Source organism: Sphaerospermopsis torques-reginae ITEP-024 (assembly GCF_019598945.1).
Classification (GTDB): Bacteria; Cyanobacteriota; Cyanobacteriia; order Cyanobacteriales; family Nostocaceae; genus Sphaerospermopsis.
Map to the genome: position 1 here is coordinate 3,167,745 of NZ_CP080598.1, position 21,091 is coordinate 3,188,835.

Here is a 21,091-nt window from a genome sequence, read left to right on the forward strand (position 1 = left end):
GTTCCCTGTTCCCTGTTCCCTGTTCCCTGTTCCCTAGTGAAATGGATTGGATTACCTTATTGCGATCGCTACAATCTGATTTTATTAAAAGATTAAATTCTGGTTGTCTCCTGCACTGTGAAACACCAGGAAATTATAGTGAATTAACTATTATTTCAGGAGAAAGATTAACAATATTAAGGAATTTTTGCTGGTTAATGGCAGAAAAATATAAACGCACTTCCCCAGTGCGTAACGTTTTTATTAGTAATCTTAAAGGTAAATTAGGAGAAGAACTTGTTAAAGAACGTTTAGCAGATTTAATTACAGAAGTTGATTATGAAAAACGAATGGGAGGAGATGGAAGACATGATTTTACACTAACCAAAAATCCGGAAATTCGTATACAAGTTAAATCTCGTCATGGTACAATTGAGCAGGTAAGATGGTCGGTAAGTGCAGAGGAAGTTGAAAAAAATACAGTTATTGTTTGTATTTTAATTAAACAAGAAGTTAATGAAGCGCAATCAGAATATCATTTATTTTTAGCAGGATTTTTACCGACAAAAATGATTAAATTAAAAACTGGTAAAATTTCCTTTGGTATCCATCAACTATTATACGGTGGAGGTTTATTATCTTATTTAGAAAATTTCCCCACTTCTATAGATAATGATCATATAGATTCACAAAATCAGCAGGTTTTATATGAGCAGAAAAAAATACTTAAAGGAATTGAATTACAAGATGATATTCTTGACAATAATGATGATATTATAGATTATAAAAATCGAGGAAATATGCGTTATGAATTAGGAGATTATGAAGGAGCAATTGAAGATTATAATCAGGCAATTAAGATAAATGCTAATGATGAAGATATTTATTATGATCGTGGTAATGCTCATTTTGATTTAGGCAACTATGAATTAGCAATCAATGATTTTAGTAAAGTGATCAAAATTAAACCTAATTATACAGATGCTTATTATAATCGAGGAAATAGCAGATTAATTATAGGAGATAAACAGGGAGCAATTGAAGATTTCCAGAAAGCAGCGGATTTGTATTGGCAAGATGGAAAAATAGAACAACATAAAGATACTCAAGCGATTATTTTAGATTTAGAAATTGAAGAATCTTTAGACATTTTAAATTTTTGATTTACAGGATTTATGATTGTCAGAATCAAGATTTTCAGGATAAGAACGCAGATAAACGCAGATTGTCAGGATCAAGATTTTCAGTATTTAAGGATTTTCAGGATTATTTGAAGATTTCAGTAATTTTCTTATTGACGAATGATTGAGGATTGTTATATTTGTAATATTCTTTTTAATCACCCAGGTGTGTGAATATGATTTTTAACTTTAAAAAAAGTAGTGCTTTGTTAGCTTTATTTTTCCTAGTTAGTAGCAGCTATTTTCATGATGTTGCTCAAGCATCGGTAAAAAATAAGCCGCAGGTAATAGCAAAACAGCAGGTTAATAGTAAAACTGCTCAACCGCACCCAGTTTTTAAGTCAATTTTACCTCAGTTAAAAAAAAATACGAAAATTACAATTTTATTACCTAACTATATTCCTGGTTTGGAAGGGGAAAACCCACTTTACGCAATTATCGAAACAGCCAACAAAAACAAGTATGATATATTACTAGGATTTAGCCCTGATTGTAATGGTGGTACAGCTTGCCGTTTTGGTATAATTAGCGCGGAAGCTATTAATAGTAAAACCCCTAAACTCACTGGTAAAGCGGTATCTTTAGCTAAGGGTAAAACTGCGTATTTTGTAGATGCTAAATGTGGTGCTAATTGTTCTGATGCTACCTTAACCTGGCGACAAAAAGGAGTACAGTACACTATTGGCATAAAAGCAGGAAACCAGAAAGATTTGGTAGAAATGGCTAAGTCTGTGATTACACCATAGTTAATTTTGAATTTTCCAAGTATGGGAAGAACCTCTCCCTAACCCTCTCCTACAAGGAGAGTGAACAAGAATAACTGTTATTAATAGAAAAAGAGTAAACTCACGTAGGTTGGGTTGAGGAACGAAACCCAACATTTAAGTAGTCGTGCAAAATAAATTTTATAGTTACGAGAGGGAACAGGGAACTCTTAACTGGCAACAGGTAAGGAATACAGACATTTTTGTTTTCACTTAATATGTTGAATTAATTTTGCTTGGGTACTTATAAGCTTTTGTTGGGTTGCGCTATCGCTTAACCCAACCTACAAAAACTACAAGGAGAGTGAACAAGAATAAATTTTATTGCAGTAAACAGAAAAATTAAAGCCTCTCCCCCACGGGGGGAGAGGTTTGGAGAGGGGTGAGATTATTTTCCTTGAACTCCCATTTGTTTAATTTTCAATTCCTTGCTGCCAAGCTGCATAAAATTCAGGGTAACTCAGGTTTTGGGCAAAGTTCCAGAAAAGTTGATAAATTTTTGTGTCAAAACTCAAATAATCTTTTTCATAAACATCTTTTGGTAAATATTTGTGCAAATGAGTAATTACCATTGCCATTTGTTCAACTTCTGTAATTTTATCTAAGCTTTCAGCCGCCCTTATCTTGGTATATTCATCATCAGAAATGCGGATTAAATCAACCAAAGCCTGGATAGCATATTCATTGCCATTATCTATTTTTAATAAGCTTTCAGCCGCCCTTATCTTGGTATATTCATTATCAGAATTGCGGATTAAATCAACCAAAGCCTGGATAGCATATTCATTGCCATTATCTATTTTTACTAAGCTTTCAGCCGCCCTTATCTTGGTATATTCATTATCAGAAATGCCGATTAAATTAACCAAAGCCTGGATAGCATATTCATTGCCATTTCCTATTTCTACTAAGCTTTCAGCCGCCGTTATCTTGGTATCTTCATTATCAGAAATGCGGATTAAATCAACCAAAGCCTGGATAGCATATTCATTGCCATTATCTATTTTTACTAAGCTTTCAGCCGCCCTTATCTTGGTATATTCATTATCAGAAATGCCGATTAAATTAACCAAAGCCTGGATAGCATATTCATTGCCATTTCCTATTTCTACTAAGCTTTCAGCCGCCGTTATCTTGGTATCTTCATTATCAGAAATGCGGATTAAATCAACCAAAGCCTGGATAGCTTGTTGATGATTTGTTTCTGGGATAACTTTTGTAGCTGTGGTTGCTAATGTGTCAGTGAATCTTACCCAATTTTGTTGATCTTTGTCAAAATAACCAAAACCATAGCGAATAAGTTCTGCTACAATCTGATCTGATAATTTACATTCTTTAAATTGATCAATTCCCGCAGCAGCTAAAAAGAAAGCACGATATTGATAAAATTCACCACACCCATCCTGAAAACTGCATAAAGCTTGAATAAATGCTGCTTTTTGTTCCTCTTCTACATCCTCTCTTCCCAACCACAATAAAATTACTTCCTTCCACTGGGGTTGAAAAATCCGATATGTACCTTGACTGAAATTTTCAGCATGATGATGGAAAAAATATGTCCACTTATCAACAGCTAAAGCTGCAAAATATTCCTCAAAGGTAGCATGATAAAAAGCATAAACCTTTTGAGTTGGTGATTCTGCGGCTATACCCACATGATTTAACCAACCCAGTTTTAAAGCCAGATAAAACAGGGAATTTTCATCATCAGGATATCCCAACCCTTCTTTAATATCTTTTTTATTAATAATAAAATCTTCACGCAAGCGAAACCGCGAACCACTTGATTCTATATCCCCCAGTGCTAACTTCCCTAAACCTGTATTTAATTCGTGTTGTTGTTTTTTAGTAGTAGGAAATTTATCGGATTTCCATTTATAAATATAATTGACAAACTGTTGATATAATCCCGCTCTGGTTTCTGGTAAATTTCCTTCTTCCCGTTGCCAAATACTACATAACAGCGTCAACCGCAAAGGATTTTGAATCAAATCCTGTAACCGTGCTTTTTCTGTTTTACCTAATTCTGTTTTTAACCTTTCGCCTTTTTCCCTTTCTTTTCCATTGCCAAACCAGTTATTAATAAACTGATGCACTTGCGAGGGATAGTCAAAATCAAGTAAGCGATAGGTTTCAAACTCCGATAGTGCATTAACATCAGCTTGCCACACATTCAACCGACAAGTTAACACCACCCGCGTTTTCTGCCCTATCCATCCTTTTAACTGCTGGGCGATAGTTTCTAAAGGTTGGTGAAACTGAGTCCCCACAGACATTTCATCAGCACCATCCAACAGCAACCACACCCGTCCCTGTGCCATTTGCTGCTGGAAATCTGCTTGCTTTTCAGGAGTCAATTCTGTAGCGGAAACAGCTTGTTTTAACCAAATTTCACAAATATATTGTTGTAAATTTATTGTATTATCATTTCGTCCCAAGTCTGCCAAAGAAATCCAAATTGGCAAACCCAAATCTTTCTCTAAAATCCAAAATGCAATAGTTTGTAGCAGCGTGGTTTTTCCTGCACCTGGTTCACCAATTAATGCTACTTGTCGTCCTTTGGTTTTACCTTCTCCCTGTTCTAAAATTTGACTTAAAAAAGCCTCATGTTCAAATTTTTGTTCCTGTTCATAGTTTGGTTTATATAACTGTGTACCTGCATCTGGTGCAAAGTCACCTTTATCTCGTTTCTCTACTTTCTTACGCTGCACCAGTGCTAAGGGTACATAAATCTGTTCGCGTTCTTTTTTTGTATCCTCATCTTGGTGTAATAGTTTATTGCTAGTTGCTTGGTTTTGCAACATTCCACGGCAGATATCCGGCCAGTTTCTTGATGTGGTTGGTTTGTGTTCTGGTGGAACTGGGGGAGTATCTTCCGGGGGTGTGGTGTCAATTCAATCTTCTAGGTTTAAGTCTAAAGCTTTACTCACATCTTGCACCTACCGAATAAACCCAGAAATAGCAGATGCAAATTACAAAAAAATCACACTGTATCAATGCTAAGTATCCAGGAGTGCAGAGTCATAAAAATAACGCTGTTTGCATAATTTCAGAGAAAAGGTAGTGAAATATATAATGAAAAAGCAAGCAAAATGTTTACCTACTTGATATGTTGGGAGCAACAATAACAAATCATAGGAGTTCCCAGATGTCCTTAATTAATAATCAAGAAAACAATTTAGTTGGAAATAACTTACCATTTTCTACTTCCTTAGAAACCAAATCTGATCACATTATTGAAGTAGCAACCCAGCAACCAAGAGACATTTACAAAGCCGTTTCTGACCATCCTTATAGTCCAGTAGCATGGGGTTTAGGTACATCTATGGTAATAGTAGCAACAGGAGGGGTAATCAAGGTATGGAAATCTAGTCCAGAAGAATTGAAATATCTAGGTGACTGTATATCAACAGTTATCCATGCTGTAGCTGACTTTGCACAAGTTCTCAAAGGGAGCAACAAGGAAGATCATCAGGAAGATAAAAAGGTTAATCAGGACAGGGACAATCAGTAGTAATATTGTGTGATGGGCTTCTAGCCTATCCTCTTTCAAGTCAGCAGAAAATACAATTCAAAAGATACATTACAAAATTGTTTTTTCTGAAATCAAACTGACATGAGGATAAGCAATAATATTTTGATCAACTGTTACCAAAGGACAATTATAAACCCTGGCAGTAGCAACAATAATCCTATCAGCCAGATCTTTATGAAAGTCACCAGGTAGAGAATAAGCTTCAATAGCAATAGCTGGAGTAATAGGAATTAACAAAACTCCTTCTTCAGCTAAAGCTATGGAAAACCATTCTTCTAAAGGTTTGGGTAAAATTAACCGACCACGCTCAACTAATCTAGAAATTTCAATTAAACTAATACTAGATATACCAATACCATCAGCGCGAGAATTTTCAATTACTTCCTTATAAAATTCTGTTAATTGAGGCGAATCTTGATTCCACCACACCCAAATATGAGTATCAAGAATAATCATTTTTCCATTTCCCATTCATCAACAGGAATACCCGACTCTTCAGAAGTTGCAAGGAAAGAAAATGGTTGTGTTCCAGCTAAAACAGGTTTACGTCGTGGTGTAGAAATGGTATCTTCAGGAATAATATTAAACTGCTCTCGAATAACAGCATTGATAATTTCTGAAGCTAAAGATTCTACCGAAATTCCTTTCACCGCAGCAGCTTTAATTAAAAACTGTTTTACTTCATTTTCAAGACAAACATTCGTGCTAATCATAGTTTCATCTTTTCCCGAAAAAAGTTTCATTAATCAAAACCCCCTCTAACTCTTAGTAGTGGGGGTTTACAAAACTTAATATCCGCCTTCTTCCTCGTATTCCACCTGTCTTTCCTTCACCTTCTTAGGAATATTCACAGGTTTGGGAGCATCATCCCAAGCATCACCTTCTACATCATCATAATCATCATATTCATCAGCGTAGGTTTTGCTATAGGGTTGAGGTGCTGGTTTTTTAGGTGCTGGTGCTTGATATCTATCGCTACTCGTTGCTTCACTCCAGTTATCTTCTTCCTCTTCGTAGCGTATGGATTCATAAGCGCGGGCTTCCATTACCCGACGCTGTGGTATTTCTTCTTCTATATAATCTTCGGTCCATTCTTCCTCTTCCTGTGCTACAGGTTCAGGAGTGCGAACTTTGGGTTTAGGGGGTTCTAAAGGTACACCACTAGGTAACTGGTTTGCTGGAGAAACTGCGCGGGGTGCAGAATAACCATATTCTTCTTCTGCATCTCTTTCCCAAGGCGCTCTACCAATACCCAACCGTTCTAAAACACCGACTGTTAACTGGTTTACCCGTTCTTCTGCACCTTCAAATACAATCAGTCTACTCGGTCCGGTGCTGACAACTTCATCTATGGATATTTCATAGGTACTCAAAAACTGGTCAGGTATTTGGGGTACTCCCAAGGAGGCGATGACGATAGAGTAAATTTTACCACTTTCGCCATTGAATTTAAAGCCCCTAACTCTGCCTAATACTTCCCCTGTTTCCGTGATCACTTCCCAGTTCATCAAGTTACTGAGAGCTTCCACATCAACATCTTCGATCACATCTTCATTATCAACCAAGATCACATCACCGATTTGGTTGATACTGCTAAGATACATTTGGCGAGGCAGTCCAGAGATAGAGATCAGGCTGTCTCGCAACCCAAGCGCCACAACCTCTCTTTGATCAATGTCTACCCAAAGTTGACTCACTATACCCAGCCTTTTGCCATTATCGCGGGTAATTACTTGGGTGTTTAATATATCGGAACGTCTAATTATTTGTTCGGAGGTCATTCTATAGGTCGTCCTGTTATCTTAGCGTGCCGTAGGCAATCTCGAATCCGGTTTGTATATAAACTATTTTTAACAGAAAATCAAGGTGATTGGTAATTGGTAATGGGTAATTGGTAATGGGTAATTGGTCAGAATATTATTCTACTCTTGCCTTTTGCCTTTTGCCTCTTGCCTTTTGCTTATCACCTCTAGCTTGAGTTACGCCAATTGTGCGTTCGGCTGATTTTATCGTCGGAAGGTGCAAACTGACAACGATAAACTGCGCTTGTTATGCCTGTTCTTTAATCATTTTAGCTAATCTTTCTACATTTGCCCCATCTAAAAATATTACTTTAGGACTTACGCACTGTACGTTAATTCTAACTCTTGTGCAGTCTCAGATCAGGACTTTCACTACTTCTCAAGGATCTACGCTTCTTGAACTCAAGACCAATATATCACAACTCTGAATTAATCTACTCTTTCGTGTCTTTCCTCCTTTGCGTTTTGGTGCGAAACTTTGATTAAAATCTGGTTTTTTTACTTAAAAATGGCTGTAAAAGGATGATAATACTTACTTTTGCCCTAGTGCACCCCAGCCAATCATCGTCTTTCTATATTACAAGAATTGCGGCTCAAAGCCCCCATAGCAAGGTGTAATGTCAACCAAAAAGTTTTTAAGTAAGTCATATATATTTATTCATACATTTACAATTCAAGAATATTTCTCTGAAATATAACTTCATTAATCAGTATATTCGCCCTTGATTTTGAGTATTTACCCATTAAGTAAGGAAAAAATACAGCTAAATTATACAATTTTATCCGGCTAAATATTGTGGTACGGATATACTTCGACAAGCTCAGTACAAGTCCTGCCCACTATAATCACACCATACTTAAATAGAGTACATCTGATTATCATGTAATAATAGGAATAAGTGTCACAGAAATTTGCCTAAGTCCTGTTTTGGTTTTTAAGGTAAAAAAAGCACAAATTTTCCTTGATAAAAGCCGCTTTTTTTTTCAGTAATTTAACTAGTTGACAAGAAATAACAGTACAAATTAGATTTACAAATATCTACAAATCTTTACAAATCAACATAAAAATATGCCGACTATTACAGGAACAGCAGCAGCAGACAACCTCCTCGGTACAACGAGTGACGATATTCTCAATGGTTTAGGTGGTAATGATACCCTCAATGGTGGGGGAGGAAATGATCAGATTTTTGGTGATGTCTCCGTACCCTATTTCACCTATAATGGCAAATTTTACCTCTTGAGTAATGCAGGTACTTGGACGCAAGCACAAGCACAAGCGGTTACTTTAGGTGGTAATCTTGTTACCGTTAATGATGCTGCGGAAAATCAATTTCTGGTTAACACCTTTGGTGGTTCAGAAGGTTTATGGATTGGTTTGACAGATGAAGTGACCGAAGGAACATTTAAATGGGCAAATGGAGAAGCTGTAACTTATACTAACTGGGCTCCAGGTGAACCTAATGATTCTGGTGGTCAAGACTATGCTTGGATCAATTTTCAAAATCCTGGAAAATGGGATGATGCTGGCATAGCTAATTTCCGAGGAATCATCGAAATCGCTAACCCATCTAATGACACAATCATCGGTAGCGCCGGCAACGATACAATTAATGGGGGTATTGGTCAAGACACAGCAAATTACAGTGCCATAGGTCAAGCCATTACCCTGAAACCAACAGGAGTAGTTACCAAAGGTACAGCAGGAACAGACCAACTGGTTGGTATAGAGAACATTATCGCTGCAACAGGTCTAACTAACATTATTGATGCTTCCACAGCCACCGGCACTGCTACCATTAATGCCAATTTAGCGACTAAATCCCTAGTTGTGAATATCGGTGATAGTGCTTTCCCCACTTTGTCTTTTTCTGTTCATAATTTTGTCAATGTTATTGGTACAGCCAATAATGACACAATTACTGGGGATGATGGCAATAATACACTAATAGGGAATGCCGGTAATGATACCCTCAATGGTGGGGGAGGAAATGATCAGATTTTTGGTGATTTTACCTCTGCTATTACTGCTCCCATTTTCACCTATAATGGCAAATTTTACCTCTTAAGTAATGCAGGTACTTGGACACAAGCACAAGCACAAGCGGTTACTTTAGGTGGTAATCTTGTTACCGTTAATGATGCTGCGGAAAATCAATTTCTAGTTAATACCTTTGGTGGTTCAGAAGGTTTATGGATTGGTTTGACAGATGAAGTGACCGAAGGAACATTTAAATGGGCAAATGGAGAAGCTGTAACTTATACTAACTGGGCTCCAGGTGAACCTAATGATTTTGGTGGTCAAGACTATGCTTGGATCAATTTTCAAAATCCTGGAAAATGGGATGATGCTGGCATAGCTAATTTCCGAGGAATCATCGAAATCAATGGCGGCAATGACACAATTATCGGTAGCACAGGTGATGATACAATTAACGGCGGTTTAGGAAGCGATACAGTTAACTATAGCAGTCTTACGGAAGCAATTACCCTGTTAGCAGGTGGAATCGTTAATAAAGGCTCTTTTGGTACAGATACAATTGTAAGCGTAGAAACTGTAATTGGTGCTACAGGCCAATCTAACACCATAGACGCATCCACTGGAATCGCTACCACCACATCCCTCAACGTCAATCTAGCCACTAATAGCCTGATCATCAACGGATTACCAGCGCCGATTAATTCTATCACCTTAAATGTGCAGAATTTCCTAAATGTGGTTGGTACTACTCAAAACGATACCATCATAGGTAATAATCTGGCTAACGAGTTAGTTGGAAATACGAGCAGTGGTGAAATTTTCGCTACTTTGCAAAATGTTAGTTTCACATTAATTACAAGTGTTGACTTCACTGTAGTCTAAGAGGTTGTTTGAAAAGTATTAGATGAAACGCGATAATCTCTAGAAACCTAACCCCCCTTCCCCCCTTCCCTACAAGGGAATGGGGGTTTCAAAGCCTCTTCCCGCGTCGGGGAGAGGTTTGGAGAGGGGTTTATTTATACATTAAAAACTTTTCAAACATCCTCTAAGTTAGTACCATGTTTTGAGGGGATGTTTTAAAAGTATCTGATCATGTATCAAATATTTGAATGTCCTACTAAATCTCCCTAAACAAGCAGGGCGTTTTCATTCTCGAAATTTGCGATCGCTAGAACCTTTTGAGCATCAATACTTGGGCTTGTTTTTCATATTAATTAATCAAAAATTAGAAAAAAAAGCATCTATTGACCTGTGGAAAAGGGTTTTGGGTAAATGATTTTGCAATTTACCCCCCACTTTGAAAACGCCCTGCTAAACAAGGGGGACTTTAAATTGAGATTTTTTCAGACAGTCATACTCAGAGCAACCGTGTCCTCCTGTAGTCACATCTATGTTAAGCTGGGTGGTTATAATAAGTTTAAATGCTCAAATTGCGAACATTATCCTCAATCAGCGACGCTAACGCAGGGAGCTAATTAATCATGTATCAAATAGATCCACCATTATCTCCTCAAGAAGCATTGCCAACTATGTATGATTTACCTAGTGAAAATCAGGAGGAACCAGGATTGCCAGATGAATTTCACTTATTACAGCCTGAATTGTTACGTATTACCTTTCGTCCACCTACCTATAGTGAAGATAATATATTTACAGGTAGTGATTTAAACTTATATTATGATTCCCGCCATCCCCAATGGTATAAGCGCCCAGATTGGTTTGCAGTATTGGGGGTGTCTCGATTTTATCAAGAAACAGAACTCAGATTAAGTTACGTTACTTGGCAGGAGGGAGTAAATCCTTTCGTAGCTATAGAATTGATATCACCAGGTACAGAAGCAGAGGATTTAGGTAGAAGTTTAAGGGAAGTTAATCAGCCTCCTAATAAATGGTCAGTTTATGAACAAATTCTCAGAATCCCCTATTATTTTGTTTATAACCGTTATACAGATGAGTTTAATTGTTTTGGGTTGGTAATGAGTCGTTATCAATCTTTGCCAATAAATGGACTAGGGGTATGGTTAGAAGAAGCAGAACTGGGTTTAGGATTATGGCATGGAGAATATCAGGGATTAACCAGATCGTGGCTACGTTGGTATGATCGAGATCATAACTGGTTGCCTACACCAGTAGAACAAGAAAAGCAACGTGCAGAACAGGAAAAACAACGTGCAGATTTAGCCGAAGCAGAATTAGCTAAATTAAGACAGTTACTAGCAGAAAAAGGAGTTAATTTGTAGTATTGCAAGTAGGTAAGCAAAATTGATTATACAGGGTTTGATGAAAAAGTCTTTTCATATAGCCTGGGAATAGGGAATAGGGAATAGTTCTAGCTATCTGACACTACCAAATTTTTGGAGCTATCAGAGGTGAAATGCAATGTTTTCCTACCACACCCTTCAAATACCTGGCATCTGATTTTCCTTTTACCCGTCTGTAACTCTTGATTTATCTGCGTTTTGCGTTTATATGGCTTACGCCACGCTCCGCTATCAGCAAGACCTAAGTAGGGTTTGCTGAGAAAGTCTTGTCGTGATGACAGGTGACAGGTGCTACGCCACGGTGCTACGCCACGGTGACAGTTTCAAGAGTTGGATAGGAACGATTTTTCCTTTGAGTAGGAATTAAATGCAAGGTTTTTAAGTTTCCACCCCGTAAAAGCTTGCACTTTTTTTACCTGAAAACGGCTCAAACCCTTTACCTGTAATCTTTTCATGTTTATTCAGCAAGCCCTAAGTATTCATAGTTCCTGTCACTGTCCACTCTAACCCTTGCATCTGGGTAGACTCAACGACTTTTGGATGCGGATCAATTGGTTTGATTAGAGTTCTTAATTTAAGCTGTACTTTTGAAGGATCAATAGCACGCGGAAATAACTTTGAAGTTTTTACTGGCTGCTCAAGATGCAAAATAACACACAACCGTTGCCCTTTCAAAATTTCTCTAGCAAAATTACTTTCGCAGATGTCTGATGCGTGAATCTTGGCAGGTAACATAGCCGCAAGGGTATACAAGACTTTTTGGACTACTTCATCTGCTAAATCTATGGTTTTTGTCCGAGGATGCTGTCTATAGTCCTTAGCTTCAATTAACCATATCACCTGATTCTCAATTGCGAGAAGATCAACTGCTTTAATTCCCGGCGACATCTTAGAGAACTGGTGACGATAAAAAGCCCATTCATCGTACTTGCAAACTTTCCATGAATCAGGAAAGGTAAATATCAAGCTATCAATCTGGATATTTATCACACTCAAACTCCACTACTAATAAAACGATCAGATTGAGCAAGCTCTTCGTCCAGTGTTGTAATATCGCCAATTTCGTCAATTGCATCTCCTTGGTTGACCACAACACCGTCATCTGAAAAGTGCAAACCAAAGAATCTTGAGTTGAGTTCAATATTTTGCTTATCTGTCATTAATATTTCAAGCTCACGCAATAGGAATAAACTATGAGTAGCAATAAATACTTGAATACCTGTTTTGCTTAGATTTACAATGCTTTGAGCTACTTGTTTGATTAGAAGTGGATTGAGATTTGCTTCAGGTTCATCCCAGAATAAGAAACCTTTCTCAATTAATACCCCAGTGGCGATCAAACGCGCTAACATCGCTAGTTTACGCTGGCCTTCTGCAACAAGTGGCATCTCAAAGCGACCGCGCTCATTCTTCAAATAAAAACGTCCATTTTTATCTAGCTCAATTGAGCCACCCATTGCCTGTTCAAGTGGAGTTAACAATTCTTGGATTCTTTTTTCTTTAGTCCCTCGCTGTAAAGGAGCGCCTATAAGTATACAAGTGTCTCGCCAAGTCTCTTCAAATTCAAGGTAATGGCCTTCGTACACTGAAACAAAGTTTGGGAAAATACTGAGTAACTCACGAGTTGGGATATAAGCTGGAGAACTGTCCAGCCAAGCCTTGGGAACTTGCTCTATTAGCACCTCTGTTTTACTGTTTGTAGAGAAGCTAAATTCAAAATTGAACTGCTTATCTTCAAACAAGAGTTTAATGTCACATCTCTCACGTCCTTGCTTTCTTCTAGTAAGTCGGCCAAGAGATTCTGGACGAAAAACATTGATGAGCTTGTCTGCTAGACGAGTTTGCAATAAAGTTTTTGTTGGTGTACTGCTTGTTGGTTTGCGGCTTTCTTCCCAACTGGTTGCAAGTGCTGAATAGACGACTTTCAGAAGATGTGTTTTCCCCGATCCATTTTCTCCAACGATTACATTCAGATATTTAGAGAATTGGAGATTTGCACTAGGAAAAACTGTGAAGTTTTTAATATTTATATTATTTAGCATAAATTATTTTAATTCTGTATTACTTGCTTAATCGTTGCAACAATTCCTGTATTGATAGCACAGGTATAGAAGAACTTAAAAAACCTTTAGCATCGCGTGTCAGAATAGCGTTTAATCCCTGCTCGACCGCACAAAAAATTTGCACTGCATCTTCAAAATCAGCCAACCCAGATTTTAATGCTGATTCTAAAACGGCTCGGTTAACGGGACAAATAACCATAACAGTCAAAGTTTCTGATACTGCTTGCCGTGCTTGCTCAATGCTGAGAGTATGTTTGCGAGCAATATAGAAAATATCAGTTAGCGTTGTTGCTGTCACATAGCCAACAACTTGACCACTATCAATGGCTTGAAACAGCAGTTCTGCATCTTGGGAAAATGGCTCTCGTTGCAACAGAAAATCTAGGACAATATTGGTATCAACTAAAACTCTCACTAAAGATACTTCTCCACTCGTCGCTCTTCTAACATTGCAGCTACTTGCTCATCAGTTGGTGCAGGTTGGTCTGTTTTCAATAAGCCCCGCATCCGTTGAATTGCACCAGAGCGATCAACATTGAAAGTTGGCTGATTTTGCAATGACTCAATTATGGCACTGACTAACGCAAGGCGATCGCTTGATGGTAGTTGAAATATCTGCTCTTTAAGTTCTTGTAACAACATAGATAGCTCCTATGGTTGAATGGTTGTCTAATATATGTTGTCTATTCAGTATATTATAAGCGATCTCGCTTTATACGTTTAATTTGAGCGATCGCACTTCATCAATCTAACCTACGAGCGATCGCTTCACAATTATATATCTTACGCAATTCTGCGGACTGCTTCAATGGTCAGATGATTTCAACTTAATACCCAAAACCTGAGTATAAGCACCTCTAGCCTGAGTTACCCCAATTGTCCTCTGTGCTGATTCTATCATCGGACGACGCAGACTCACAACAATAAACTGCGCTTGTTGTGCTTGTTGTTTAATCATTTTCGCTAATCTTTCCACATTTGCCCCATCCAAAAACATATCAACTTCATCAAAAGCATAAAACGGTGATGGACGATATCTTTGCAGGGAGAAAATAAAACTTAATGCTGTTAAAGATTTTTCCCCCCCAGACATAGAAGCTAAACGCTGTACGGGTTTTCCTTTGGGATGTGCAACTAAGTTTAAACCACTATTAAAAGGATCTTCTGCATTGTCCAGTTGTAAATAACCGTCACCATCGGATAGGGTGGCAAAAATTGATTGAAAGTTCTCATTAACTGCATCGAAAGCTTCTTTAAATGCAGTTTGACGTAAAGTGGTAAAATTCTCAATCCTTAATAATAATTCTGTTCTTTCCCCTTCTAAGGTTTCTAATTTCTGGGTGAGTTCTTGTAAACGCCCTTCTACTATTTCATAATCAGTCAAAGCTAACATATTTACCGGTTCCATTGCCTGTAAACGTTTGCCTAAACTGCGTAATTCTTTTTGCAATTCTTCTAAATCTACTTTACCCGGTACTTCTGGTAAGGGGTTGGGTAATTCTGCGGCTAAGGTTTGCAGTTGCGTTTGCAATGCGGTTAAATCTTCTTGGCGTTTTTCTTGGATTTGTTGCAGTTTCTCAATTTCCCATTGTAATTGTTGTTGACGTAAAATTAAACTTCTTAATTCTTGTTCCGTTGCGTCTCGTTTCTTTTTCTCCTCACCTAAATTTTGCTCAAGTTCTTTTAAACTAGCTTGAGTTGCGGTAATTTGAGTATTCAGTTCTGCAAGTTGACTGTTAACTGTTGACTGTTGAATTTCAAGATTGGCTTTTTCATTTTGATATTCAATAACTCGCGTTTCTGATTCTTTTGTTTTTTCTTGTAAACGCTGTTTTTGATTTTCCAGATTTTGCAATCTTTGTTCTACTTCCCTAACAGTAGTTTCTTTTTGTTGTAATTGCTGCTCTTGGTTTCTAATGGTAGCTTGAATTTCCTGCCATTCACTGGGAGTTTGGGAAGCTTCCAACTCAGCCAAGGTTTGTCTTAATTGTTGCAGTTGATTTTCTTTTCCTGGTAATTCCCGATCTAAAACCTCTAACCGAGATTGAGCATTATTGAACTTTTCAGTGTTTTGAGATAGTTGAGAACGGGTATTTTCTAACTGCGCGTTTAAGGTTTTCACCTCTTTTTTCAACTGTTCTAAATATAATTGTTGTTCCCTACGTCCTTGTCTTGTTTCCGTTAATTCCAAAGAAAGCTGTTTACTACGAGAAGATAAAGTATTAATTGCTTCTGCACAACGTTCTAAAACTCGTTCAATATCTCCTAACCGCGTCCTTAAATTGACAACTTCCTCAGATTCCTTTTGTTCACCAGTGCCAAATTTTAAACTTGAGCGTTGCGTATTACTACCCCCAGTCATAGCACCGCTAGTTTCTAATAATTCGCCATCTAGAGTAACAATGCGATAAAGTCCGATTTGGGTTCTCGCTTGTTCCAAAGTTCTGAAAACTACCGTATTTCCAAAAACATACTTAAAAACTTCTTGATAACGCTGCTCGCACTCTACCAGATTCATCGCATATTCTACAAAACCATCAACATAACGCAAAGTTAAATCTGGGGTAAATTTCGGCGCTTTAATTTTATTCAAGGGTAAAAAAGTTGCTCTACCGGCGCGTTTTTGTTTTAATAATTCAATCCCCGCAGCAGCAACCCGATCATCTTCAACTACAATATGACCTAATCTTGCACCCGCAGCAGTTTCCAAAGCTGCATGATAACGAGAGTCAACTTTACCCAAATCAACAACCAACCCACACAAACCCGGTAAACCAGATTGAATAATTAATTTACTTGCTTGAGTTCCTTGAACTTCTTGCTGCGCTTGGGTTTGTGCTTCCAGTTTATCTAACTGACGTTGTTTATCGCGTTGTTCTTGTAATAAACGTTTTTGGGTATCTTGTTGTATTTGTAATTCCTGATCTGTTGCAGCTAAATTTTCTGCTAAATTTTGAATCGGTGTACTAGAACCGTTAAACTCAACTTCTAATTTTTCGTATTCTGCTTGTTTTTCGGCTAATTGTGGTTCTAAAGTAGCAATAATTTGAGATTCTTCTGTAATAAGTTCTTGTAGCTGAAAATTCCTTTCTCTCAGTTGTGCTTGCTCAGTTCTTTGAGGTTCAATAGTTTGCAGTAAAGTTTCAATTTGCCGACTTAAAGCTGTTTGTTGTTGTACCCAAGCTTCCGAAGCACTAGCAATTTCCGCCGCAACTTGACGGGATGATTCTAAACTTTCCCGCACCTGGTTACGTTCATTTTGTAAAGACGTTAAATTTAAACTTTCTGAATTATATTGTTGTTGATTTTGTTGGAGAGAAACCTGATAATCTTGAATTTCTTGTTGAGTTTGGTTTAATCGTTTAATAGTTTCTTGCAAATGAGACTCTATCTCACCCTGTTGCCGTTGTATTTGTTTGCGCTCCGCTTCTTGATTTGCAAAAGTAGACTGAACCGCTAAAAGCTGATCTTCACCCAAAGATTTTACACGCGCATTGAGTTCATCAAGAGCAGTAGTAGTTTCAATAATATTGTGATTAACAGTATTTAAACTTTCAGAATTTTGAGCAAACGCAACATCACCAGCTTGAATATCTGCTACCAACTTTTCCTGCTTTGCTTGGAGAGAACGCCATGATAACACAGATTCCCAAGATTGCTTTTCCTGAAACTCCTTTTTTAGCTGACGATACTTTTCAGCCTTGATTTTATCTTGATAAAGGCGATCGCGTTGTAAAGTTAACTCAGTTTCAATAATTTTACAACTATCCTCCTTTTCCTTAACCTCATCCAAAGTTCCCTTAGCTTGATTAATCTTTCTATCAAACGCAGCAACACCAGCTAACTCATCAATAATTTCTCGACGCTCCTTATCATTCATAGAAATAATGCTAGTGACATCACCCTGTAAAACCACATTATAACCTTCAGGGTAAATTCTTAAATTTTCCAACTCCTCATGTAACTCAGTCAAAGTACAAGAAGACCCATTAATATAATAATTAGAAGTATAACCACCTTGAGAGTTAACCCGTAAACGTCGAGTAACACTCCACTCATCAGATTTTAGATTTTGGATTTTGGATTTTGGATTTTCTTCATTTTCTTTTTCTTCTACTTCTTCCACTTCCTCAACTTCCTCCCCTTCCTCACTCTGCGACTCTGCGCCTCTGCGTGAGACAATATCAGAAATATCAAAAGTAACAGTGACAATAGCCTCAATAGCATTACGACCCTTAGCGACTTGATTATTATTAACCAAATCCGGCAACTTATCAGCACGCATACCCTTAGAACTGGAGAGTCCTAAGCAGAACAGCAACGCATCCAGAATATTTGACTTTCCCGATCCATTAGGACCAGAAATGACAGTACAACCCGGTAGTAAAGGGACAGAAGTTGTACCACCGAAAGACTTAAAATTAGTAAGTTCAACCCGCTTGATATGCACCATTATGGGCGCTGCTTCACTGTAAACTGGTATAAAGGAACAAGTGTATCAATTATTTTTCAATATTTGCAACTGTTTAGGAATTTTAGATTTTAGATTTTGGATTTTAGATTGATTCTGAGAAATCACTCAACCTAAAAAACATCATACCCATATCCCCGACTTCTTCAATAAGTCGGGGATCTCACAACTTCTCAAATACTAACAACTTACCTTAATATTTAACTTAGATTTTAAATCCAGCCTCTGACACAAAAAACTCTCGAAAACATCCTTCCTTTGTGTACTTTGCGTACTTTGCGGTTCGTTCCTCTTAATTCCCTAATCAACATGAAACTATTGTACCAAAACTTTATCATTCGTGACTGGCAAAAGAGCGATTGCACAGCAGCAGCAAACGTAATTAGTACAGTCTTAGCAGAATATGGCTTAGGTTGGGAAGCAGACGGTGCAGATAGAGACGTTTTAGAAATTGAGGAATATTACTTAGCTGTTGGTGGTGAATTTTGGGTAATTGAACACCAAAACAAAATAGTAGGTACAGGGGCATATTATCCCATAAAACGGGGAGAACAGGCTGTAGAAATCAGAAAAATGTATCTTTTACCAGAAATTCGTGGTTTAGGTTTAGGAAAATATTTATTACAGCAGCTAGAATTAACTATAGAAAAACGCGGATTTAAACAAATTTGGATAGAAACAGCCAGCGTCTTAAAAGAAGCGGTTCAGCTTTATGAGAATAATGGATATATCCCCGCTACAGGAGTGGAAACAAAAAGATGCGATCGCGTGTATGTAAAATATCTTAGGGAATAGGGACTGGGGACTGGGGACTTGGAAAAAGATAAATAACCCAATTACCAATTATTATGTTTAAAAATTTACTCAATTTGTTTTTACAGAACAATTGCCCGATATGCCAGCGCAACACAAAACAGCAACTTTGTCAATATTGTAATAAACAATTACAAAGCTGCCATCTGCAAAACCCCAATGTCTTATGGAAAGAACCTTTACCCGTGTTTAGTTGGGGGAGTTATGGAGGAACATTGAAAAGGGCGATCGCCGTCATGAAATATGAAAACCACCCAGAAATTGGGCGGTTATTGGGTCAGTATTTAGGAGAATCATGGTTATTAAATTGTACATTAAAAAATCAAAAACCTGTAATTGTACCAATACCACTCCACCCAAAAAAGCTGGAAGAAAGGGGTTTTAATCAAGCTGAAATCATCGCCCAAGGATTTTGTCAAATCACTGGGTTAAAATTAAAATCAAATGGATTAGCCAGAATAAAAAATACAAAAGCACAATTTAGCGTATCCGGTGCAGAAAGAGAACAAAATTTAGCAGATGCTTTTGCTCTAGGATTGGATTTTAGCCGTACTCATCCAGATGCACCCGTGCTATTAGTGGATGATATTTATACTACTGGCGCAACCGTCAAATCTGCTGTATATACACTTAATCAAGGTCATATTTCTGTATTGGGGGTAGCGGCTGTAGCCACAACGGGTAAAGATAGATCAGCCTAGAGTTAATGGGCAACTTGTGGGTGATAAATCTATAATTAACAAAATTATACCCTGTGTTTGAGGGGGAAATGTTTTCATTTATGAACAAAGCTTTTGCAGTGGGTTTAAAAAAAATAATTATCTTCCCTGTAAGTATACTGACAATGTTATTCAGTACAAATACTGTATTTGCTCAAAATGCAAATAATGCAAATACAAATAACTTATATAAACCCATTCCCTTAAATAGTAGTTCAGAAATTTCTGATACATTAACAGCTACAGATATTCCCACAGGTCAAGGAGGATTTGCGCGTGATTATACAGTTAAGTTAAATAAAGGTGATAATTTAGCTATTGATTTGTCATCTGAGAACTTCGACACTATTATTACTCTTTTAGGTCCAGATGGTTCAACAGTGGCAGAAAATGATGATGGACCAGATGGGACAAGTAATTCTCTCCTATTTACCCGCATTACCGAAACAGGAAATTATATTGTTCGTGTCCGGTCTTTTGGAGAAACGGGAGTGGGAAAGTATAGACTCAAAGTAACCAAACTGCAACCAGTGAAGTAGGGAATAGATGACAGGTGACAGGTGACAGGTGACAGGTGACAGGTGACAGGTGACAGGTGACAGGTGACAGGTGAGATGGGGAGAAAATAGTTTACTTCTTCCCTGTTCCCAGTCCCCAGTCCCCAGTCACCATATCACTCAACCAAGGTAGCGGTATTTGCCTCACCTGATGGTGGTGCGCTGGGCAACTCTAGACAGTATCCCGCACCATAAACCGTCTTAATGTAGCGGGGATGGCGGGGATCTGGTTCGAGTTTAGTTCTCAAGTGGCGAATATGCACCCGAATAGTTTCAATATCATCATCAGGATCATAGCCCCAAACTTCTCGCAGAATTTCGCTGGGAGAAACCGTTTGGCCGTGACGCTGAAGTAAACAATGAAGTAACTCAAATTCCAAATGAGTTAGTTTCACAGTTTCACTAAACCAGATGGCCTCAAATCTTTCTGGAACGAGGGTAAGAGGACCATAGTTGAGAATTTCACTGTGTTTTGCAGCTTGGGGAATGCGGTCTGTGCGACGCAACAAAGCCCGCACTCGTGCCAGCATTTCTTCTACTTCAAAAGGCTTGGTCAAGTAGTCATCTGCGCCAGCATTGAAACCCTCGACTTTGTATTGAGTTTGGTTTAATGCTGTCAGCATTAAAACCGGAATTTCAGCGGTGCGATCATCCCGACGTAAACGCTGGCAAATGGTAAACCCATCTACTTTCGGTAACATCAGATCAAGCATGATCAAGTCGGGTTGTAACTGGAGCGCCAGCGCCTGACCTTTGATGCCATCTTCAGCTTGACTAACATCGTAGCCAGCCATTTCCAAGTTGACGGCAACAAGTTCTGAAATCGCTGGGTCATCATCTATGACAAGAATCCTCGGCATTATTAAAAAATTATGACTACTTTATTTAAGGATAAATTAAGAACCTTTGAGAGATACAAAGATTACTTTTTCGATTGTAAAAAAAGATTTAAAATCCAACATAAA

The 21,091-nt window shown here is 37.9% G+C and carries 19 protein-coding genes and 1 pseudogene; 9 read left to right on the forward strand and 11 right to left on the reverse strand.

The window, feature by feature from the left end; genetic code table 11:
* Positions 1-41: 41 nt before the first annotated feature.
* Together K2F26_RS14720 and K2F26_RS14725 are read left to right on the forward strand one after the other, a co-directional pair.
* Complete coding sequence (locus tag K2F26_RS14720; protein WP_220608424.1) at positions 42-1,142, forward strand: tetratricopeptide repeat protein; 1,101 nt, start codon at positions 42-44, stop codon at positions 1,140-1,142.
* Positions 1,143-1,336: 194 nt separating this feature from the next.
* Positions 1,337-1,906 (forward strand): hypothetical protein, encoded by a 570-nt coding sequence (locus K2F26_RS14725; protein ID WP_220608425.1) that lies wholly within the window; start codon positions 1,337-1,339, stop codon positions 1,904-1,906.
* A 431-nt stretch (positions 1,907-2,337) separates the two neighbouring features.
* Here the strand turns inward: K2F26_RS14725 and K2F26_RS14730 are convergent, their stop codons facing one another.
* The gene (locus K2F26_RS14730) at positions 2,338-4,728 is read right to left on the reverse strand and encodes an NACHT domain-containing protein (RefSeq protein WP_220608426.1); all 2,391 of its coding nucleotides are present in this window, start codon (positions 4,726-4,728) and stop codon (positions 2,338-2,340) included.
* Positions 4,729-5,072: 344 nt separating this feature from the next.
* Between K2F26_RS14730 and K2F26_RS14735 the strand changes: the two genes are divergently transcribed.
* A complete protein-coding gene (locus K2F26_RS14735) occupies positions 5,073-5,438 on the forward strand; it encodes a hypothetical protein (RefSeq protein WP_220608427.1) in 366 nt (121 codons plus the stop codon).
* A gap of 69 nt (positions 5,439-5,507) precedes the next feature.
* Here K2F26_RS14735 and K2F26_RS14740 read toward each other — a convergent pair whose 3' ends face one another.
* From K2F26_RS14740 to K2F26_RS25460, 4 genes and pseudogenes are all read right to left on the reverse strand, one after another.
* Positions 5,508-5,915, reverse strand: a complete 408-nt coding sequence (locus K2F26_RS14740) for a type II toxin-antitoxin system VapC family toxin (protein WP_220608428.1) — start codon at positions 5,913-5,915, stop codon at positions 5,508-5,510.
* On the reverse strand, positions 5,912-6,172 hold the full coding sequence (locus K2F26_RS14745) for a hypothetical protein (protein WP_220608429.1): 261 nt from the start codon (positions 6,170-6,172) through the stop codon (positions 5,912-5,914). The genes K2F26_RS14740 and K2F26_RS14745 overlap by 4 nt, the downstream gene beginning before the upstream one ends.
* Before the next feature lie 75 nt (positions 6,173-6,247).
* Positions 6,248-7,240 carry a PRC-barrel domain-containing protein gene (locus tag K2F26_RS14750; protein ID WP_220608430.1) on the reverse strand — a complete coding sequence of 331 codons (993 nt, stop codon included), beginning with the start codon at positions 7,238-7,240 and terminating at the stop codon, positions 6,248-6,250.
* A gap of 136 nt (positions 7,241-7,376) precedes the next feature.
* Positions 7,377-7,568 (reverse strand): annotated as a pseudogene (locus tag K2F26_RS25460) (hypothetical protein); the annotation flags it as partial.
* A gap of 762 nt (positions 7,569-8,330) precedes the next feature.
* Here K2F26_RS25460 and K2F26_RS14755 point away from each other — a divergent pair.
* The 3 genes from K2F26_RS14755 (at position 8,331) to K2F26_RS14765 (ending at position 11,482) form a co-directional block, all read left to right on the forward strand.
* Positions 8,331-10,124 carry a lectin-like protein gene (locus K2F26_RS14755; protein WP_220608431.1) on the forward strand — a complete coding sequence of 598 codons (1,794 nt, stop codon included), beginning with the start codon at positions 8,331-8,333 and terminating at the stop codon, positions 10,122-10,124.
* Between the two features lie 223 nt (positions 10,125-10,347).
* Positions 10,348-10,518 (forward strand): hypothetical protein, encoded by a 171-nt coding sequence (locus K2F26_RS14760; protein ID WP_220608432.1) that lies wholly within the window; start codon positions 10,348-10,350, stop codon positions 10,516-10,518.
* 205 nt (positions 10,519-10,723) lie between these two features.
* Positions 10,724-11,482 (forward strand): Uma2 family endonuclease, encoded by a 759-nt coding sequence (locus tag K2F26_RS14765; protein WP_220608433.1) that lies wholly within the window; start codon positions 10,724-10,726, stop codon positions 11,480-11,482.
* 492 nt (positions 11,483-11,974) lie between these two features.
* Here the strand turns inward: K2F26_RS14765 and K2F26_RS14770 are convergent, their stop codons facing one another.
* From K2F26_RS14770 to smc, 5 genes are all read right to left on the reverse strand, one after another.
* Complete coding sequence (locus K2F26_RS14770) at positions 11,975-12,493, reverse strand: cysteine--tRNA ligase (RefSeq protein WP_220608434.1); 519 nt, start codon at positions 12,491-12,493, stop codon at positions 11,975-11,977.
* 2 nt (positions 12,494-12,495) lie between these two features.
* Positions 12,496-13,545: an AAA family ATPase gene (locus K2F26_RS14775; protein ID WP_220608435.1), complete on the reverse strand. Its 1,050-nt coding sequence runs from the start codon at positions 13,543-13,545 to the stop codon at positions 12,496-12,498.
* 19 nt (positions 13,546-13,564) lie between these two features.
* Positions 13,565-13,981, reverse strand: coding sequence for a type II toxin-antitoxin system VapC family toxin (locus tag K2F26_RS14780; RefSeq protein ID WP_220608436.1), 417 nt, complete (start codon positions 13,979-13,981; stop codon positions 13,565-13,567).
* Entirely contained in the window at positions 13,981-14,208 is a 228-nt protein-coding gene (locus K2F26_RS14785; RefSeq protein ID WP_220608437.1) for a hypothetical protein, read from the reverse strand. Before K2F26_RS14785 ends, K2F26_RS14780 begins: the two co-directional genes overlap by 1 nt.
* 163 nt (positions 14,209-14,371) lie before the next feature.
* Complete coding sequence (gene smc, locus K2F26_RS14790) at positions 14,372-18,019, reverse strand: chromosome segregation protein SMC (RefSeq protein ID WP_220608438.1); 3,648 nt, start codon at positions 18,017-18,019, stop codon at positions 14,372-14,374.
* 327 nt (positions 18,020-18,346) lie between these two features.
* Here smc and K2F26_RS14795 point away from each other — a divergent pair, with 327 nt between their 5' ends.
* The 3 genes from K2F26_RS14795 (at position 18,347) to K2F26_RS14805 (ending at position 20,108) form a co-directional block, all read left to right on the forward strand.
* Entirely contained in the window at positions 18,347-18,832 is a 486-nt protein-coding gene (locus tag K2F26_RS14795) for a GNAT family N-acetyltransferase (RefSeq protein ID WP_220608439.1), read from the forward strand.
* A 53-nt stretch (positions 18,833-18,885) separates the two neighbouring features.
* A complete protein-coding gene (locus tag K2F26_RS14800) occupies positions 18,886-19,551 on the forward strand; it encodes a ComF family protein (protein ID WP_220608440.1) in 666 nt (221 codons plus the stop codon).
* A gap of 80 nt (positions 19,552-19,631) precedes the next feature.
* Positions 19,632-20,108: a PPC domain-containing protein gene (locus K2F26_RS14805; RefSeq protein ID WP_220608441.1), complete on the forward strand. Its 477-nt coding sequence runs from the start codon at positions 19,632-19,634 to the stop codon at positions 20,106-20,108.
* A gap of 134 nt (positions 20,109-20,242) precedes the next feature.
* On the opposite strand, the gene rpaA is transcribed toward K2F26_RS14805, so the two are convergent.
* Entirely contained in the window at positions 20,243-20,986 is a 744-nt protein-coding gene (gene rpaA / locus K2F26_RS14810) for a two component system response regulator RpaA (RefSeq protein ID WP_220608442.1), read from the reverse strand.
* Between the last annotated feature and the right edge of the window lie 105 nt (positions 20,987-21,091).

Excerpts from the sequence above, each read along its gene's own strand:
- K2F26_RS14725 (WP_220608425.1), top strand. The coding sequence starts at position 1,337 with ATGATTTTTAACTTTAAAAAAAGTAGTGCTTTGTTAGCTTTATTTTTC.
- K2F26_RS14800 (WP_220608440.1), top strand. The coding sequence starts at position 18,886 with ATGTTTAAAAATTTACTCAATTTGTTTTTACAGAACAATTGCCCGATA.
- K2F26_RS14765 (WP_220608433.1), top strand. The coding sequence starts at position 10,724 with ATGTATCAAATAGATCCACCATTATCTCCTCAAGAAGCATTGCCAACT.
- K2F26_RS14750 (WP_220608430.1), bottom strand. The coding sequence starts at position 7,240 with ATGACCTCCGAACAAATAATTAGACGTTCCGATATATTAAACACCCAA.
- K2F26_RS14740 (WP_220608428.1), bottom strand. The coding sequence starts at position 5,915 with ATGATTATTCTTGATACTCATATTTGGGTGTGGTGGAATCAAGATTCG.
- K2F26_RS14720 (WP_220608424.1), top strand. The coding sequence starts at position 42 with ATGGATTGGATTACCTTATTGCGATCGCTACAATCTGATTTTATTAAA.
- K2F26_RS14745 (WP_220608429.1), bottom strand. The coding sequence starts at position 6,172 with ATGATTAGCACGAATGTTTGTCTTGAAAATGAAGTAAAACAGTTTTTA.
- K2F26_RS14735 (WP_220608427.1), top strand. The coding sequence starts at position 5,073 with ATGTCCTTAATTAATAATCAAGAAAACAATTTAGTTGGAAATAACTTA.
- K2F26_RS14785 (WP_220608437.1), bottom strand. The coding sequence starts at position 14,208 with ATGTTGTTACAAGAACTTAAAGAGCAGATATTTCAACTACCATCAAGC.
- K2F26_RS14805 (WP_220608441.1), top strand. The coding sequence starts at position 19,632 with ATGAACAAAGCTTTTGCAGTGGGTTTAAAAAAAATAATTATCTTCCCT.
- rpaA (WP_220608442.1), bottom strand. The coding sequence starts at position 20,986 with ATGCCGAGGATTCTTGTCATAGATGATGACCCAGCGATTTCAGAACTT.
- smc (WP_220608438.1), bottom strand. The coding sequence starts at position 18,019 with ATGGTGCATATCAAGCGGGTTGAACTTACTAATTTTAAGTCTTTCGGT.
- K2F26_RS14730 (WP_220608426.1), bottom strand. The coding sequence starts at position 4,728 with ATGTTGCAAAACCAAGCAACTAGCAATAAACTATTACACCAAGATGAG.
- K2F26_RS14755 (WP_220608431.1), top strand. The coding sequence starts at position 8,331 with ATGCCGACTATTACAGGAACAGCAGCAGCAGACAACCTCCTCGGTACA.
- K2F26_RS14775 (WP_220608435.1), bottom strand. The coding sequence starts at position 13,545 with ATGCTAAATAATATAAATATTAAAAACTTCACAGTTTTTCCTAGTGCA.
- K2F26_RS14795 (WP_220608439.1), top strand. The coding sequence starts at position 18,347 with ATGAAACTATTGTACCAAAACTTTATCATTCGTGACTGGCAAAAGAGC.